This is a genomic window from Microcoleus sp. AR_TQ3_B6 (assembly GCF_036702785.1).
GTDB lineage: Bacteria > Cyanobacteriota > Cyanobacteriia > Cyanobacteriales > Microcoleaceae > Microcoleus.
Genome location: NZ_JAUBVJ010000047.1, coordinates 31524 through 45043, shown reverse-complemented (window position 1 = coordinate 45043; position 13520 = coordinate 31524). Strand labels below are relative to the sequence as shown.

Sequence of the window (13520 nt, the reverse complement as noted above, 5' to 3'; positions counted from 1 at the left end):
ACCGGGCGCACCTTACAGGTTGGCAACCGAGCTCCTTTACGATCGCGATTTTCGCCGAGCGCTGCGATCGCAATCACATTATAACGAATTAATAATTGTTTAATTTTGACACAACCTATTGAGTCTTCATAGCGATGACTTTGGCTGTGAGCCAGGGGGTTGAAACCCCTGGCGGATGTGAATAAAGAATAGTCCCAAATGCGAGGAATCTAGCTAATAATGAAACCTCGCTCAGTATGTGTCAGCCCTTAACACTATTTTCTAGATTTGTAAAAGCGCAAGAACAGTTTTTCCATTTCAATCCAGACAAACATCAGAGCGCTGAAACCGAAGCAAACCAGCAACTCCAACCCCGTTAAATAATGAGTGCCGAAAAAATCTCTCAGCGGCGGAACGTAAATCAGCATCAATTGCAGAATAGTAGTCACAATCACAGCTCCCCAAACAAAAACATTACTCAAGGGATTTAACTCGATAGTTAGCTGAGTGTTAGACCGAATTGCGATCGCGTGACCCATTTGCGCCAAACAAAGAGTTGTAAACACCATTGTTTTCCAAGCATCTGGATCGCCGTGTCCGGGAGTGTGAGTATATCCGTAAGCCCAGGACATCATCGCGATCGTCAAAATTGCAAAAATAATCCCGATCCGAATCATGTAAGAACCCAAACCCCGCGCAAAAATACTTTCTCGCGGACTGAAAGGAGGTCTTTTCATCACGTTCGGTTCCGCCGGTTCCACGGCCAAGGCCAAAGCGGGAACGCCGTCTGTTACTAAGTTCATCCACAAAATTTGCAGCGGCGTCAGCGGCACTCCTCCCAAACCCATTAAAGGTGCGGCCGCAATTGTCAAAACTTCGCCGATGTTGCTGCCCAAAATGTACTTAATAAAGCGGCGAATATTGCTATAAACCACTCGCCCTTCTTCAGCGGCGGCGACAATAGTTGCGAAGTTGTCGTCGAGGAGCACCATATCGCTAGCTTCTTTGCTGACATCGGTGCCGGTAATGCCCATTGCGATGCCGATATCGGCTTGTTTCAAGGCGGGGGCGTCGTTAACGCCGTCGCCGGTCATTGCGACAAATTTGCCCCAACTTTGCAAAGCTTGGACAATCCGCAATTTGTGTTCTGGGGAGACGCGGGCGTAAACGCTAACCTGTTCGACTTGCTGCTTGAGTTCTTCTTGGCTGAGCTTTTCTAATTCTTGACCGGTGAGAACTCGATCGCCCTCTGTTGCAATACCTAAATCGTAGGCGATCGCTTTTGCTGTCAACTGGTGGTCTCCTGTAATCATCACCACTCGAATGCCTGCATTGCGGCACTTCACCACTGCTTCCCGCACTTCCGGGCGCGGGGCGTCCAGCATACTGACGAGTCCCAGCCAAATCATGTCTTGTTCGCTGGTTTCCTCAGAACCGGACGGCGGCAGGTTTTCCCAGAGTTTGTACGCAAACCCGAGGACTCGCAAACCGCCGCTTGCCATGTTGTTGTTTTCGGCGAGGATGCGATCGCGCATTTCCTGGGTTAAAGGTTGTACTCGATCGCCGACTATAATGCCTTTGCAGCGTTCCAAGGTCAACTCTGGAGAACCTTTGGTCAGCATCAAATAATTCGGCTGCTGTCCTGTTTCTGCTGGAAATCCCGAATGTCCCGATCTGCCGGGTACTTCGCAAATCACGCTCATGCGCTTGCGTTCGGAAGAAAAAGGAAACTCCGCCGTCCGCTGCAGCAATTGAGACTGTTTTTCCTTATAAATCCCTGCTTTTGCCGCTACACACAGCAGAGCTCCTTCTGTGGGGTCGCCTAAAATCTGCCATTCTTGCTGTTCTTGTTGCAACACTGCGTCGTTGCAAACTGCACAGGCAATTAATAAAGATTCGAGTTCTGGATATTCCTCTAAATTATTAATTTTGGTCGATGTATGGCGATCGGTAAAATCTCCGATCGGGGCATAGCCCTCGCCTGTGACGGCGACTGTGCAGTCGCCCGTAGACACTAGCTGAACTACCATTTTATTTTGAGTCAGGGTACCTGTTTTGTCAGAACAAATGGTAGTAACCGATCCCAAAGTTTCTACGGCCGGCAGTTTGCGAATCAGGGCGTTTCGCTTCACCATCCGCCTAGTTCCGAGTGCTAGAGTGACTGTCACGACTGCTGCGAGTCCTTCGGGAACCACAGCCACAGCCATGCTGAGAGAAACTTCTAACAACTCTTCCCACCTGCTGGTATCGAACCCGATGCTGCCGTTTTGGAAGGTAATCATGCCGCCGATGACGACAATTGCGACTAAGCTTAGGGCTCCGGAGACTAGAACATTTCCCAACTGGCTCATCCGCTGTTGCAGGGGAGTCGGTTCGCTTTCTACTGACTGAAGCATGGTGGCAATTTTGCCCAGTTCAGTTTGCATTCCAGTGTTGGTAACGATCGCCTTTGCTCGTCCCTGAACAACTTCTGTGCCCTGAAAAATCAGGTTGAGTCTATCGCCCAAGGAAGCATCTTCGGGAAGTTCTAGCTCTGCTTGCTTGGTAACTGCTAAAGCTTCTCCCGTCAAAGCAGATTCTCTGACTTGCAAGTTGGAAGATTCGATCAAGCGTCCGTCTGCTGCAATTTTTACCCCAGCCTCTAACAGCATCACGTCTCCGGGTACGAGTTCCTTGGCTGCTATGTCCGAAGTTTTGCCGTCCCGCAGGACTCTGACTAGGGGGGAAGCGAGGTTTTTGAGGGCTGCGAGGGCTTTTTCAGCACTTTGCTCTTGGAAAAAGCCGAGAATGCCGTTGAGTATGACGATCGAAAAAATGGCGATCGCATCTTTGGGAAAAGTATTCGACCTGATGTCCAAGAAAGCCGAAATCACGGCCACACCAATCAGCATCAACAACATGATGTTGGTGAACTGATCGACAAAAATCGACCACGGACTGCGGCCTCCTGTTTCTTCTAGTTCGTTGGGGCCGTATTGCTGCAAGCGTTCTGACACCTGTTGGCTGCTCAAGCCAGCGTTTTTGTTGCTGCTTAGCTGCTGGAGAGTTTTGTCAATTGCTACGGTGTGCCAAGAAGAGGGAGAATTTGAAGACATAAATTACGATCGAGCATGGGGCATAAAGGTGGTTGCGGCCGGACAGCTACAGCCGATCCATCTGGCTGATTACAGTGAGAGAGTTTTAAGTTTTGAGTTCGGAATAAAAAACTGTTTAACTTGCGACTCGTGAGAGGGCGCTTCGATGCCGGGGAAGCAAAAAGCTTTTAACTTTAATGCGTCTGGCGGCTCGATCGCGCCGTTTGTAGACTTACCGCTGATAGCACTTATCCACCTTACTACTAAAAATTAGCAATTCTTTCGGCTATTACACAGAAAATTGGGTTTAAAGCCCCGTCCTTCACTTCGACACGCGAGCGTGACCTCTAGGACTGCTTTACAAAGTGTCCTAGCGAATCGTAAAAGTAGTGTAGAATGAAATAAGGACGTGATGCAAGTGTGTAATCTGACATTCGAGTTCAAGTTAAAACCAACAACAGCACAGGTTGCTATTTTCTCAGATTGGTTGGAGCTATGTCGCCGTGTCTATAATTATGCCTTGAGAGAGCGTAAAGACTGGTATAAGTCTCGCAGTTGTCGGATTGACGCTTGTTCCCTCCACTCGGAATACATTATTCCAGCAGATGCACCCAGGCCGACATATTCAAGTCAATGTAAGGCGCTAACTGCATATCGAAGAAGCAGCCCCCAACTAAAGCAAGTTCAGTCGCAAGTATTGCAACAAACTTTCGCCGCTTGGAAAGAGCATTTGTCAGTATGTGGGAACAAGGACACGGCTTCCCCCGTTATAAAAAAGTCGGGACTATGCGTTCTTTTGTATTTCCACAAATGGGTGTTGGGGCGATAGAAAATTCCCAGGTAAAGTTGCCTGTTATCGGTAGTGTTAAATTCCATCAATCTCGCCCCATCCCGGACGGTGCGACGCTCAAACAAGCTCGAATTGTAAGGAGATCGAGTTGCTGGTTCGTAATGCTAACCGTGCAATGGGATGTCAATATACCGCAGGCAATGCCCACGGTTCCTTCCTGGGAATTGATGTCGGAATTATTCATTTTTTAGCAACTTCCAGCGGTAAAACGTACCCAAATCCACGATTTTTTAAGACGCTCCCACGCCAGCTTAGATTGCTGCAAAAACGAGTATCAAGAAAGGTAAAAGGCTCGGCAAACCGCAAAAAAGCGCAAAATAAAGTGAGTAGGTTGCATGAAAAAATCGCTAATATCCGCAAGGATTGTTATTGGAAATTAGCTCATGAATTGTGCGATACCGCAGGTACGATATTCGTTGAGAAATTAAACTTGATTGGATTGGCGCGCGGGATTCTTGGCAAACACTGTTTGGACGCTGGATGGGGTCAATTCTTCCAGATCCTCGAACAATGCTGTTTTAAACGTGGAATATTTTTCCTGAAGGTTGATGCCAGAAAAACCAGCCAAATCTGCCCGAATTGTTTAACAGAAACGGGCAAAAAGGAGCTGTCCGAGCGAGTTCATTCATGCGAACATTGCGGCTATCAAACAGATAGAGATGTTGCAGCAGCACAATTCGTCTTAATTAGAGGACTTGCAGCCGTAGGGCATACCGCCTGTGATGCTTTCCGAGGGTAAAGCGGTTGCGCTCCCTATGACGAAAGAATCCCCGTCTTTATAGGACGGGGAGTGTCAATTAACCGTTCTTAACAATTGGGCTTGGACAAAGAAAGCCAACAAAGGCGATCGGTTCACGGGAAGGTTCGGGGTGGTTCCATCGCCACTGCTGGGGCAACAAAAGCAAACTCTGCTTTTTATGTTGCAACTCCGCATCTACCCTAGGGAGGAGATGTGCCCGCAATTCCCCCCCAGATATTTACCTTCTTAGAGAGATAAGTTTTTGTAATAAATTGTAATAAACAAAGACGGACGAGCATTGTATAAAGATTATCATGAGGGTTGAAACGCCAGGTCAAAGTTAACAAAAACGCTGATTGACAAGGTTTGTCGCATCTCATAAAAGATGTAAAAATTTCTAAGGTTTCTTAAACGTCCGTTGCAATGTAACAATAGTGCAGGTAGCGGAAAGGGAGAGATCGATCGAACCAGCAGATGATCTGGCACCAAATTTCAACCCTTGCAGGCTCTAGCAGCCTGAACAAATTTAACTTAACGGTTTTATACCGCAACCAAACTCAATTAACTCAAGTAGGAGAGTTCTTTCATGTTTGACGCCTTTACAAAAGTGATTTCCCAGTCTGACGCTCGCGGCGAATTTATAGCTACGGGCCAACTAGATGCTCTCAGCAGCATGGTTTCCGAGGCCAACAAGCGGATTGACGCAGTAAACCGCATCACTAGCAACTCATCCACAATCGTGGCCAATGCAGCTCGCGCCCTGTTCGCCGAACAGCCACAACTGATCGCTCCTGGTGGCAATGCGTACACCAACCGCCGCATGGCAGCTTGCTTGCGCGATATGGAAATCATCTTGCGCTACGTGACCTACGCAACATTTGCAGGCGACGCTAGCGTTTTGGACGACCGCTGCTTGAACGGTCTGCGTGAAACCTACCAAGCTCTGGGAGTTCCAGGTGGCTCGGTTGCAGCAGGCGTGCAAAAAATGAAGGAAGCAGCAATCGCGATCGCTAACGACCCCAACGGTGTTACCCGTGGTGATTGCAGCTCGCTGATGTCTGAAATCGGCAGCTACTTCGACCGCGCAGCCAGTGCAGTCGGCTAAAAATAGCCAAACCAATATCGGTTGTAAAGAAGCGAGCATCGCATTTTTGCAAACAATCATTTTTGTAGAAAAACCACAAAACATTAGGGAGACACCAGAACAATGAAAACCCCTTTGACTGAAGCAGTAACCGCAGCCGATTCTCAAGGCCGCTTCCTGAGCAGCACTGAACTCCAAGTCGCCTTCGGCCGCTTCCGCCAAGCAGCAGCAGGTTTGGAGGCAGCCAAGTCGTTGACAGCCAATTCTCAGCGCTTGATCGACGGTGCAGCTCAAGCTGTGTACAACAAATTCCCGTACACCCAACAAATGCAAGGCCCGAACTACGCTTCTACCCCAACCGGTAAAGCCAAGTGCTCTCGCGACATCGGCTACTACCTGCGGATGGTAACCTACTGCTTAGTTGCAGGCGGCACCGGTCCGATGGACGAGTACCTGATTGCAGGTGTTGACGAAATCAACCGGACATTTGAATTGTCTCCTAGCTGGTACGTTGAAGCCCTCAAGTACATCAAGAGCAACCACGGTCTCAGTGGCGACGCTGCAACTGAAGCGAATTCCTACATCGACTACGCAATCAACGCTCTAAGCTAGATTTGCGTGATGCCCGGAATTCTAAGCTACTGTTAGCTTGAGTGTTAGCGGTTGTTTAGAGTTCCGGGCATCTGCGATCGAAGCCGAGTTTTCCAAATAATTTTTTAAATCAGTTAATCCGTTTTTAAAGCAAACAAGGAAGAAGCGAAAATGGGGGGGATTGAGTGCAGCAGAACGGTTGGGAATAAAAGCATTTGAAGAAGCGGGACGGTGAGAACTGCGTCCCCAAAGCACGCAAGACGATGCGAAAGCAGTAATTCGCGCCGATTAAAGCCAAGTTTTCGGCAACGAGTATTTAATGTCGAGCGAACGACTTACCAGTGCTGAATCTCTGCGGCCGCCTCGGGGCAGATTTCAGTGAAAGATTTTGTGCGGTCAATTGCACATTCCGAAACCTATCGGAAAAAGTTTTTTGATCCGAACTCGCAAACGCGGTTGATCGAGCTTAATTACAAGCATTTGTTGAACCGCGCTCCCTAGCACGAGTCGGAAATTGCTTTCCACGTTGATTTGTCTAATGCCGAAGGCTACGAAGCTGAAATCAATTCTTGCATTGACTCAGTTGAGGATCAAGAAAATTTTGGCGAAAGTGTAGTGCCTTACTATGGCGGTTTCGCGGCTCAAAGAAATCAAAAAACCGTCGGTTTTAACCGGATGTTTCAACTGTACCGGGGTTTTGCTTCTAGCGATCGATCGCAAAACCAAACCCAAGCCCGGCTGACTGGGGAAGTAGCGAGAAATATGGCTTCGCCGATATACACGGCCTCCACCGTCCAAGCCCTTGGGGGGACTTCCGGTGGTTCTCGCGGCCAACTCTACCGAGTCACCGCAATGCAAGGTTCGGCTAAGTTTTCGCCGCAAGTGCGGCCGACTACTACCGAATATCTCGTGCCTTACGAGCAACTTTCGAGCCGCTGGCAGCAAATCAACAAAGGTGGCGGCAAAGTGGTAAGTATTACCACAGCTTAAAGTTTGTGTATTGACGTTTTTTTGAAACGTCTTTAGCAAAGTAGGACTAAGGCTAAAAAATTCTTCAATTTTATGTGTATAGGTAAGGTGCTCCGTGCGCACCCTACTTTGAGCAGGTGCGCACGGAGCACCATAGTTTGAGACATATTAGCCTTAGTCGTAAAAATCTCAAGTGCAACAAAGCTTTAAACTTTTGTTATTAATTTAGGAGAAAATCTGGTGGCAATTACAACAGCAGCGTCCAGACTGGGAACATCCGCATTGAGCGATGCGCCGACGGTAGAATTGCGCCCGAACTACAGCAAAGACGACGTTGAAACTGTGATTCGTGCGGTTTACCGTCAGGTGCTGGGCAACGACTACTTAATGAAATCCGAGCGACTTACAAGTTCCGAGTCTTTGCTGCGAGACGGCAGTTTGACGGTACGAGAATTTGTACGCGCTGTAGCTAAGTCAGAACTGTACAAAACCAAGTTTTTCTACAACAGTTTCCAAACTCGGACGATCGAACTAAACTACAAACACTTGCTCGGTCGCGCTCCCTACGACGAATCTGAAGTAGTTTATCACTTAGATTTGTACCAAACACAAGGCTACGACGCTGATATTGATTCTTACATCGATTCAGTAGAGTATCAAGAAAGCTTCGGCGACAGTATCGTGCCTTACTACCGCGGCTTTAACACCCAGCGCGGTCAAAAAACCGTTGGTTTTACCCGGATGTTTCGCCTGTATCGCGGCTATGCAAACAGCGATACATCTCAACTAGAAGGCAAGAACTCTCGCTTAGCAGTCGAGCTCGGCACTAACAGCGCTACGGCTGTAGTTGGGCCTTCTGGCGGTAACGAAGGTTGGGCATATCGGCCTTCGGCCAGAAACGTAACTCCCGCCAGCACTTTCGGCGGCGCGGCAGCTTACGGCAAAGAAGGGCGACTGGTGCGCGTGGAAGTTTCGGGCATTCGCACGGGCGGCTATCCCAGCGTGCGCCGCAGCAGCAAGGCTTTCATCGTGCCTGTTGAGGAGTTGTCCTCGCAAATGCAGAAATTTCAACGCATGGGCGCGAAAATCGCTAGCATTACTCCAATTTAGTCAGTGGGCAGTTGGCAGTTGGCAGTTGGCAGTTGGCAGTTGGTAGTTACTAGCTTTTACTCAACAGTCAACAGTCAACAGTCAACAGTCAACAGTCAAAATTACCAATTACCAAGAAGCTTATGTTGGGTCAAATTGTAGCTGGAAAAAGTGGCAATACAGCTTCTGCTGGTCGCTGCTTTCGGTATGAAGTTGTGGGCTTGCGCCAAAGCGATGAAACAAATAATGTTGATTATTCGATTCGCTCGAGCGCGAGTACATTTATCACCGTGCCTTACAATCGGATGAATCAAGAAATGCAGCGGATTACTCGCATGGGCGGGAAAATTGTCAGCATTCATCCTTTGAACGCGGGTGCAGAATCATCCCATGAATCATCGGGAGAGCACCAATAGTTTAGTTGCAGGGGCGATGAAAATCGCTTAAGAGTCAAGCTAAAAAGGGCGATGGAAATCGCTTAAGAGTCAAACTTTCGTCCACTCCAAGCGGACTAAGAGTTAATGCAACCCGCGCAGGCGGGTTTTGTCTGTTTAGTAGCGATTTTAATCGCCGAGTTTCCCTAACCCTTGCCTTGCAGGATTTACAGCATTTTTTAGGTAAGTGAGGTACATAGCTTTCGATAGAGGACACGGCGCCGTGCCGTTTCCCGTAAGCTCGCGCTTGACGGGTGTACTTGATTAACGTGGAATTTGCTGTATCTGTGTAGCAGCGATTGAAATGGCCGAATAACTAATAACTAATAACTAATAACTATGGATTATTACGAATCCGACTCACCGCCGCCTGGTGTAGCTGAGGGCGAGTCTTTAACTGTTGAACAGGCGATCGCAAATTTGCACTCCCAAGATTACAGTCTCCGGTATTATGCTGCTTGGTGGATTGGTAGATTTAGAGTCAAGGAACCGGCAGCTATTGCAGCTTTAATTGCCGCATTGCAAGAAGAATCAGAACAAACAAAAATCGGTGACTATTCCCTATTGCGAAATGCGGCTCGGGCCCTGGGTAAATTGGGCGAAAAACAAGCCTTGCCGGCCCTGATTCGCTGTTTGGAATGCGCCGATTATTACGTGCGGGAAGCGGCGGCTCAAGCTCTAGAAATGCTGGGCGAGATCGATTCTATTGGGCCGCTAATGAAGCTATTGGATGGGGGTGTAGCGGCGGCTGTGCGAGTGCCAGGAAAATCGCACCTTCTGCAACCTTACGACTCGGTAATTGAAGCTTTGGGAACCCTGCAAGCGACGGAAGCAATACCGCTAATTTCACCTTTTTTAGAACATTCTGTGGAGCGGGTGCAGTACGCTGCGGCGCGGGCGATGTATCAGTTAACTGGTGAGGGGGTTTACGGAGAGCGGTTGGTAAGCGCTTTGAAGGGGGATAATTTGCAGTTGAGGCGATCGGCTTTGATGGACTTGGGGGCGATCGGCTATTTGCCGGGAGCGCAAGCTATTTCTGAGACTTTAGCAGAAAATAGCATAAAATTGATTGCGCTCAAAGGAATTTTGGAGCATCACCTCAATCAACAAGAATCTCTATCTTTGTCAGATGAAGCTATCCAAGTTATGAATTTAATGGATAGTTTGCTTTAAAAAAATTAGTTCATAACTGAAATAGAATTGCTGTAGCGATGCTCAATTTTCTCGCGTAAATTCAGGAAACAGCACTTTTCAGGATACAACACTTTTCAGGACACAGCGCCATGCTATTTCCCTACCGCATATCTGTATTTCATGGAGTTGAGAACTGCTATTGTCTCGCTTTTATCCGGGTGAATATATGGCAGATTATTTGAGGGAATAAGAAACGAGGCTTTAGGTACTAATTTTTATAAATTTCAGTGAAAATACTGAGGGTGGTAGCTGTAGTTGGCGAAAACGAGAGTGTTAAAATAGTATTATTATCTGGATTAGTTCTCAGTTAAAAAAGTTTGGGTTTTGACTCCGGGCGATCGCGGAATGCTGGGAGATGGTTGTGTAGCGGCTAGAAGTATAAATCGGGGGATTCACCATGAGCAACGACGCTTTTGAAGTCCAGGTGCAACATTTTGCAGTGCTGAAGTCCAAGTATCAAGCAACAAAATATGAAGATTCATCTCCCTCTAGTCTTCTGTATCTCATTCTGCGAAAAGCTGATTTAGGATTTGAAATTAGTAAATTTGAGCGGAAGTGGTTACAAGAGCATGAGCTTTTGGAAACAAGAAAAGCTATCGAGCAAGAGCTACAACGTAAGGAGGAAGAACCAAAAAAATTAGCTGCTGAATTTTCTCAACTCAAGTCTAAATTTAAAGTAACCAGACCTCGCGAGTTTGGGATATCGAGTCCTTTGTATCCTATCCTTTGGAAACTTGACTCAGAAAATCAGCTAACTGACTTAGAAGTTAAATATCTTAAAGAACAGGGGCTTACTGAAACAGTTGCTGTCGTTCAAGAGATGGCGCGATTTGCTGCACTAAAGGCTAAGTACCAAGCAACTGAATATCCAGATTGTTCACTTGATAGCCCCTTGTATCAAATTCTCAAGCAACTGGATGCACGACAAATATTAAGTGATGTAGAGGCTAACTGGCTGTTCAACAACCAACTGATGGATACTCTAGAAATTTTTTGGCAACAAAAAGCTGGACGGGAAGCTGAATTTGCCCAACTCAAGGATAAGTACAAAGCTAGTGAATACGCAGAAACATCTGTCTCTAGTCCGTTGTATCAAATCCTGAAAAACCTGGATGCAGATATGCAGTTGAGCGAGTCAGAACTTAACTGGCTGCAAGAGCATCAACTGAGGGAAACGCTTAGCATGGTTTTGGAGATTGAACAAACACGGCACTTTGCTGAACTGAAAGTTAAGTATAAAGCTACTACTTATGAGGATTCATCCCTCTCTAGCCATCTGTATAAAGTTCTCAAAAAAATTGATTTAGAAAGTCAGCTAGGTGAGCCGGATATTAACTTTCTGAAAAAGCGTAAACTGACCGAGACAATTACTCTTGCGCTTGACAAATATGCTGCTAGTCTCAAGTCCAAAATTCAATCGGGAGAGCCGTTGAGTGAGGCTGATATTGATTGGGTGAAACAGAATGGACGTGATGATGTAATTACTTTTGCTATTGAAAACTATGTTGTTAGTCTGAAGTCTAAAATAAAATCGGGAGAGCAGTTAAGTGAGGCTGATATTGATTGGCTCAAACAGAATGGACGTGAGGATGTAATTACTTTTGCCCAAGAAAAGGAATTTGCTGCTCTGAAGTCTAAGTATGATGTGTCGAACTATAAAGATCGGGCACCTTCTAGTCCGTTGTACGCAATTCTGCAAAAACTGAATAAAGGAGAGCGACTGGAACCAACAGATGTTGCTTGGCTTGAGGAGAATAAACTTGAAGCATCTCAACCGAGCAATAGCTATTATGGGTGGCAGGAAGAACGCCGATATCAAGGCCAGAGACTGTTCTCGGGCAAGATTTTTACAGCTTACCACAAAATCGAAGCACTTTTTTATGAACAGCAGTACAAAGGCACTGGAAATAAATGGAACTTGGCTAATGCCAGCAGTCATTGGCGGAAGGCAGAGCAACCGGGAAGTGCATTGAACCTGACAGAAAATCTGGACTTAGACAAAATTAAAGAAAATAAGCTCAAGTCCGCTTTGCTAACAACTAGGGGCGGTGCTTTTCGAGATATTAATAAACTAGATGATACCGAAAAATGTGCGCTAAAAGCTATTGAGTATCAGCCTCAGAGTCATCATCCTTACACTTTGATGGGAGCTATTTGTTTTGAGCGGGGTCAATTCTTAGAGGGCGAACGTTGGTTTAACGAGGCAATTAAACGCGGTGCTTCACCCAGAGATCAGGATGCGGAAATGAAGCGGGTTGTCAAAAATGCTAAAAATGGGAAGCGTCGGGAAGTTGTGGAATATCTGCTAAAAAAAGATCCGCAGCGGTATGCTTGGGCTAAGTTTTATCGAAACCGCCAAGACGGTTAGGATGCACAGCGCAACACCTCCTAGGGCGGGTATGGAGTCGAGTTTTTTGCTGATTCGACTGTTTAACCAAGACTGTCCTACTTCGAGCAGGGTAAGCTTTTCAAGTAGATCGCCGCGCCTCACCCACGCTGTAAAAAGTTCGATCGCGGGATCGACCCAACCTACAATTAAAATGGTCACGGTAAAGCTTACAAATAAATGGCATTAGAATTAATTCAGGCTGTCGAACAAGCAGATTCTTCCGAGGGCTTGTTAAACGCAGTCAAAGAACTGGCGGCAGCTTCGTCAAAACAAGCAATTCCTACCTTAATTACAGTGCTCGGTTACAACAACCCAGGCGCCGCTGTTGCCGCCGTTGACGGGCTGATTCAAATCGGAGAAGCTGCGGTGCTGCCACTTCTAGAACAGCTTGACGGCTACAATTACGGAGCGAGAGCTTGGGCTGTTCGGGCTTTGGCGGGAATTGGCGACCCCAGGGGTTTGGAGATTTTGCTCGATGCAGCGGCGAATGACTTTGCTTTGAGCGTGCGGCGGGCGGCGGCTAGGGGTTTGGGGACGATTTGCTGGGAACTGATGCCAGCAGAACAAATTGCCGATGCTCAACTTCGTGCTGTGAAAACGCTGCTGCAAGCGTCCCGAGATCCAGAATGGGTGGTTCGCTACGCAGCAGGGGGGGGTTTGCAAGCTTTGGCGGGTGCTGCGACTGTTAAACCGGATTGGTTGGCGTCCGTTTTGGCCAGGCTTGAGGAAATCGCCCAAACCGATGAAACTACTTCAGTTAGGGCCCGGGCTTTGCTTGCTAAGGAAAAATTGTCACTTGGCTAGGGTTTGGGCGATCGTCTCTTCCAAGTCCCCTTGACTGAGAGTGGTTAATATAAAGACTTCTTGTACGGTTTTGCCCTGTCTGGCGATGATTTTAAATCCCCCGCGGATGGGTACTGACACTCTTAATGTCATGCGGGGGATGTGTCCTTTAACTTTGTTGATGACGCCGGGAGTGACAGTTTGAATGCCCATTTTTAGAGTGAGGCGCTCTAAAATTGGTATCAAACCGGGAAGGTGGGTAGAGTGATTCCAAACTAGGCGGCCTTTGGGTTGTGCGTTCATAAATTTTTAACCAAATTCAACATACCCAGTCTAAGCCACCCC

Annotated in this window: 12 protein-coding genes and 1 pseudogene; 11 read left to right on the top strand and 2 right to left on the bottom strand. The window is 47.3% G+C overall.

The features are described 5' to 3' along the window. Positions 1-254 precede the first annotated feature (254 nt). Complete coding sequence (locus QUB56_RS21520; RefSeq protein WP_332957960.1) at positions 255-3074, bottom strand: cation-transporting P-type ATPase; 2820 nt, start codon at positions 3072-3074, stop codon at positions 255-257. A gap of 391 nt (positions 3075-3465) precedes the next feature. Between QUB56_RS21520 and QUB56_RS21515 the strand changes: the two genes are divergently transcribed. The 11 genes and pseudogenes from QUB56_RS21515 (at position 3466) to QUB56_RS21465 (ending at position 13196) form a co-directional block, all read left to right on the top strand. Beyond that, the gene (locus QUB56_RS21515) at positions 3466-3882 is read left to right on the top strand and encodes a helix-turn-helix domain-containing protein (RefSeq protein WP_332957959.1); all 417 of its coding nucleotides are present in this window, start codon (positions 3466-3468) and stop codon (positions 3880-3882) included. Beyond that, a complete protein-coding gene (locus QUB56_RS21510) occupies positions 3771-4094 on the top strand; it encodes a hypothetical protein (RefSeq protein ID WP_332957986.1) in 324 nt (107 codons plus the stop codon). The genes QUB56_RS21515 and QUB56_RS21510 overlap by 112 nt, the downstream gene beginning before the upstream one ends. Beyond that, positions 4019-4642 carry a transposase gene (locus QUB56_RS21505; RefSeq protein WP_332957980.1) on the top strand — a complete coding sequence of 208 codons (624 nt, stop codon included), beginning with the start codon at positions 4019-4021 and terminating at the stop codon, positions 4640-4642. The genes QUB56_RS21510 and QUB56_RS21505 overlap by 76 nt, the downstream gene beginning before the upstream one ends. Positions 4643-5228: 586 nt before the next feature. Beyond that, the gene (locus QUB56_RS21500) at positions 5229-5747 is read left to right on the top strand and encodes a phycocyanin subunit beta (RefSeq protein WP_332957958.1); all 519 of its coding nucleotides are present in this window, start codon (positions 5229-5231) and stop codon (positions 5745-5747) included. A gap of 102 nt (positions 5748-5849) precedes the next feature. Next, positions 5850-6338 carry a phycocyanin subunit alpha gene (gene cpcA / locus QUB56_RS21495; protein WP_332957956.1) on the top strand — a complete coding sequence of 163 codons (489 nt, stop codon included), beginning with the start codon at positions 5850-5852 and terminating at the stop codon, positions 6336-6338. A gap of 160 nt (positions 6339-6498) precedes the next feature. Beyond that, a pseudogene (locus tag QUB56_RS21490) lies at positions 6499-7307 on the top strand (phycobilisome rod-core linker polypeptide). Between the two features lie 219 nt (positions 7308-7526). Then, positions 7527-8396: a phycobilisome linker polypeptide gene (locus tag QUB56_RS21485; RefSeq protein WP_332957955.1), complete on the top strand. Its 870-nt coding sequence runs from the start codon at positions 7527-7529 to the stop codon at positions 8394-8396. Positions 8397-8518: 122 nt separating this feature from the next. Further along, positions 8519-8791 carry a phycobilisome linker polypeptide gene (locus QUB56_RS21480; protein ID WP_332957954.1) on the top strand — a complete coding sequence of 91 codons (273 nt, stop codon included), beginning with the start codon at positions 8519-8521 and terminating at the stop codon, positions 8789-8791. Between the two features lie 357 nt (positions 8792-9148). Then, positions 9149-9982, top strand: coding sequence for a HEAT repeat domain-containing protein (locus QUB56_RS21475; RefSeq protein ID WP_332957953.1), 834 nt, complete (start codon positions 9149-9151; stop codon positions 9980-9982). Between the two features lie 418 nt (positions 9983-10400). Further along, positions 10401-12371, top strand: a complete 1971-nt coding sequence (locus QUB56_RS21470; RefSeq protein ID WP_332957952.1) for a hypothetical protein — start codon at positions 10401-10403, stop codon at positions 12369-12371. Between the two features lie 198 nt (positions 12372-12569). Further along, the gene (locus QUB56_RS21465; protein WP_332957951.1) at positions 12570-13196 is read left to right on the top strand and encodes a HEAT repeat domain-containing protein; all 627 of its coding nucleotides are present in this window, start codon (positions 12570-12572) and stop codon (positions 13194-13196) included. Here QUB56_RS21465 and QUB56_RS21460 read toward each other — a convergent pair. Beyond that, positions 13185-13478 (bottom strand): DUF2103 domain-containing protein, encoded by a 294-nt coding sequence (locus QUB56_RS21460; RefSeq protein WP_015175787.1) that lies wholly within the window; start codon positions 13476-13478, stop codon positions 13185-13187. The genes QUB56_RS21465 and QUB56_RS21460 overlap by 12 nt on opposite strands. Positions 13479-13520: the final 42 nt, after the last annotated feature.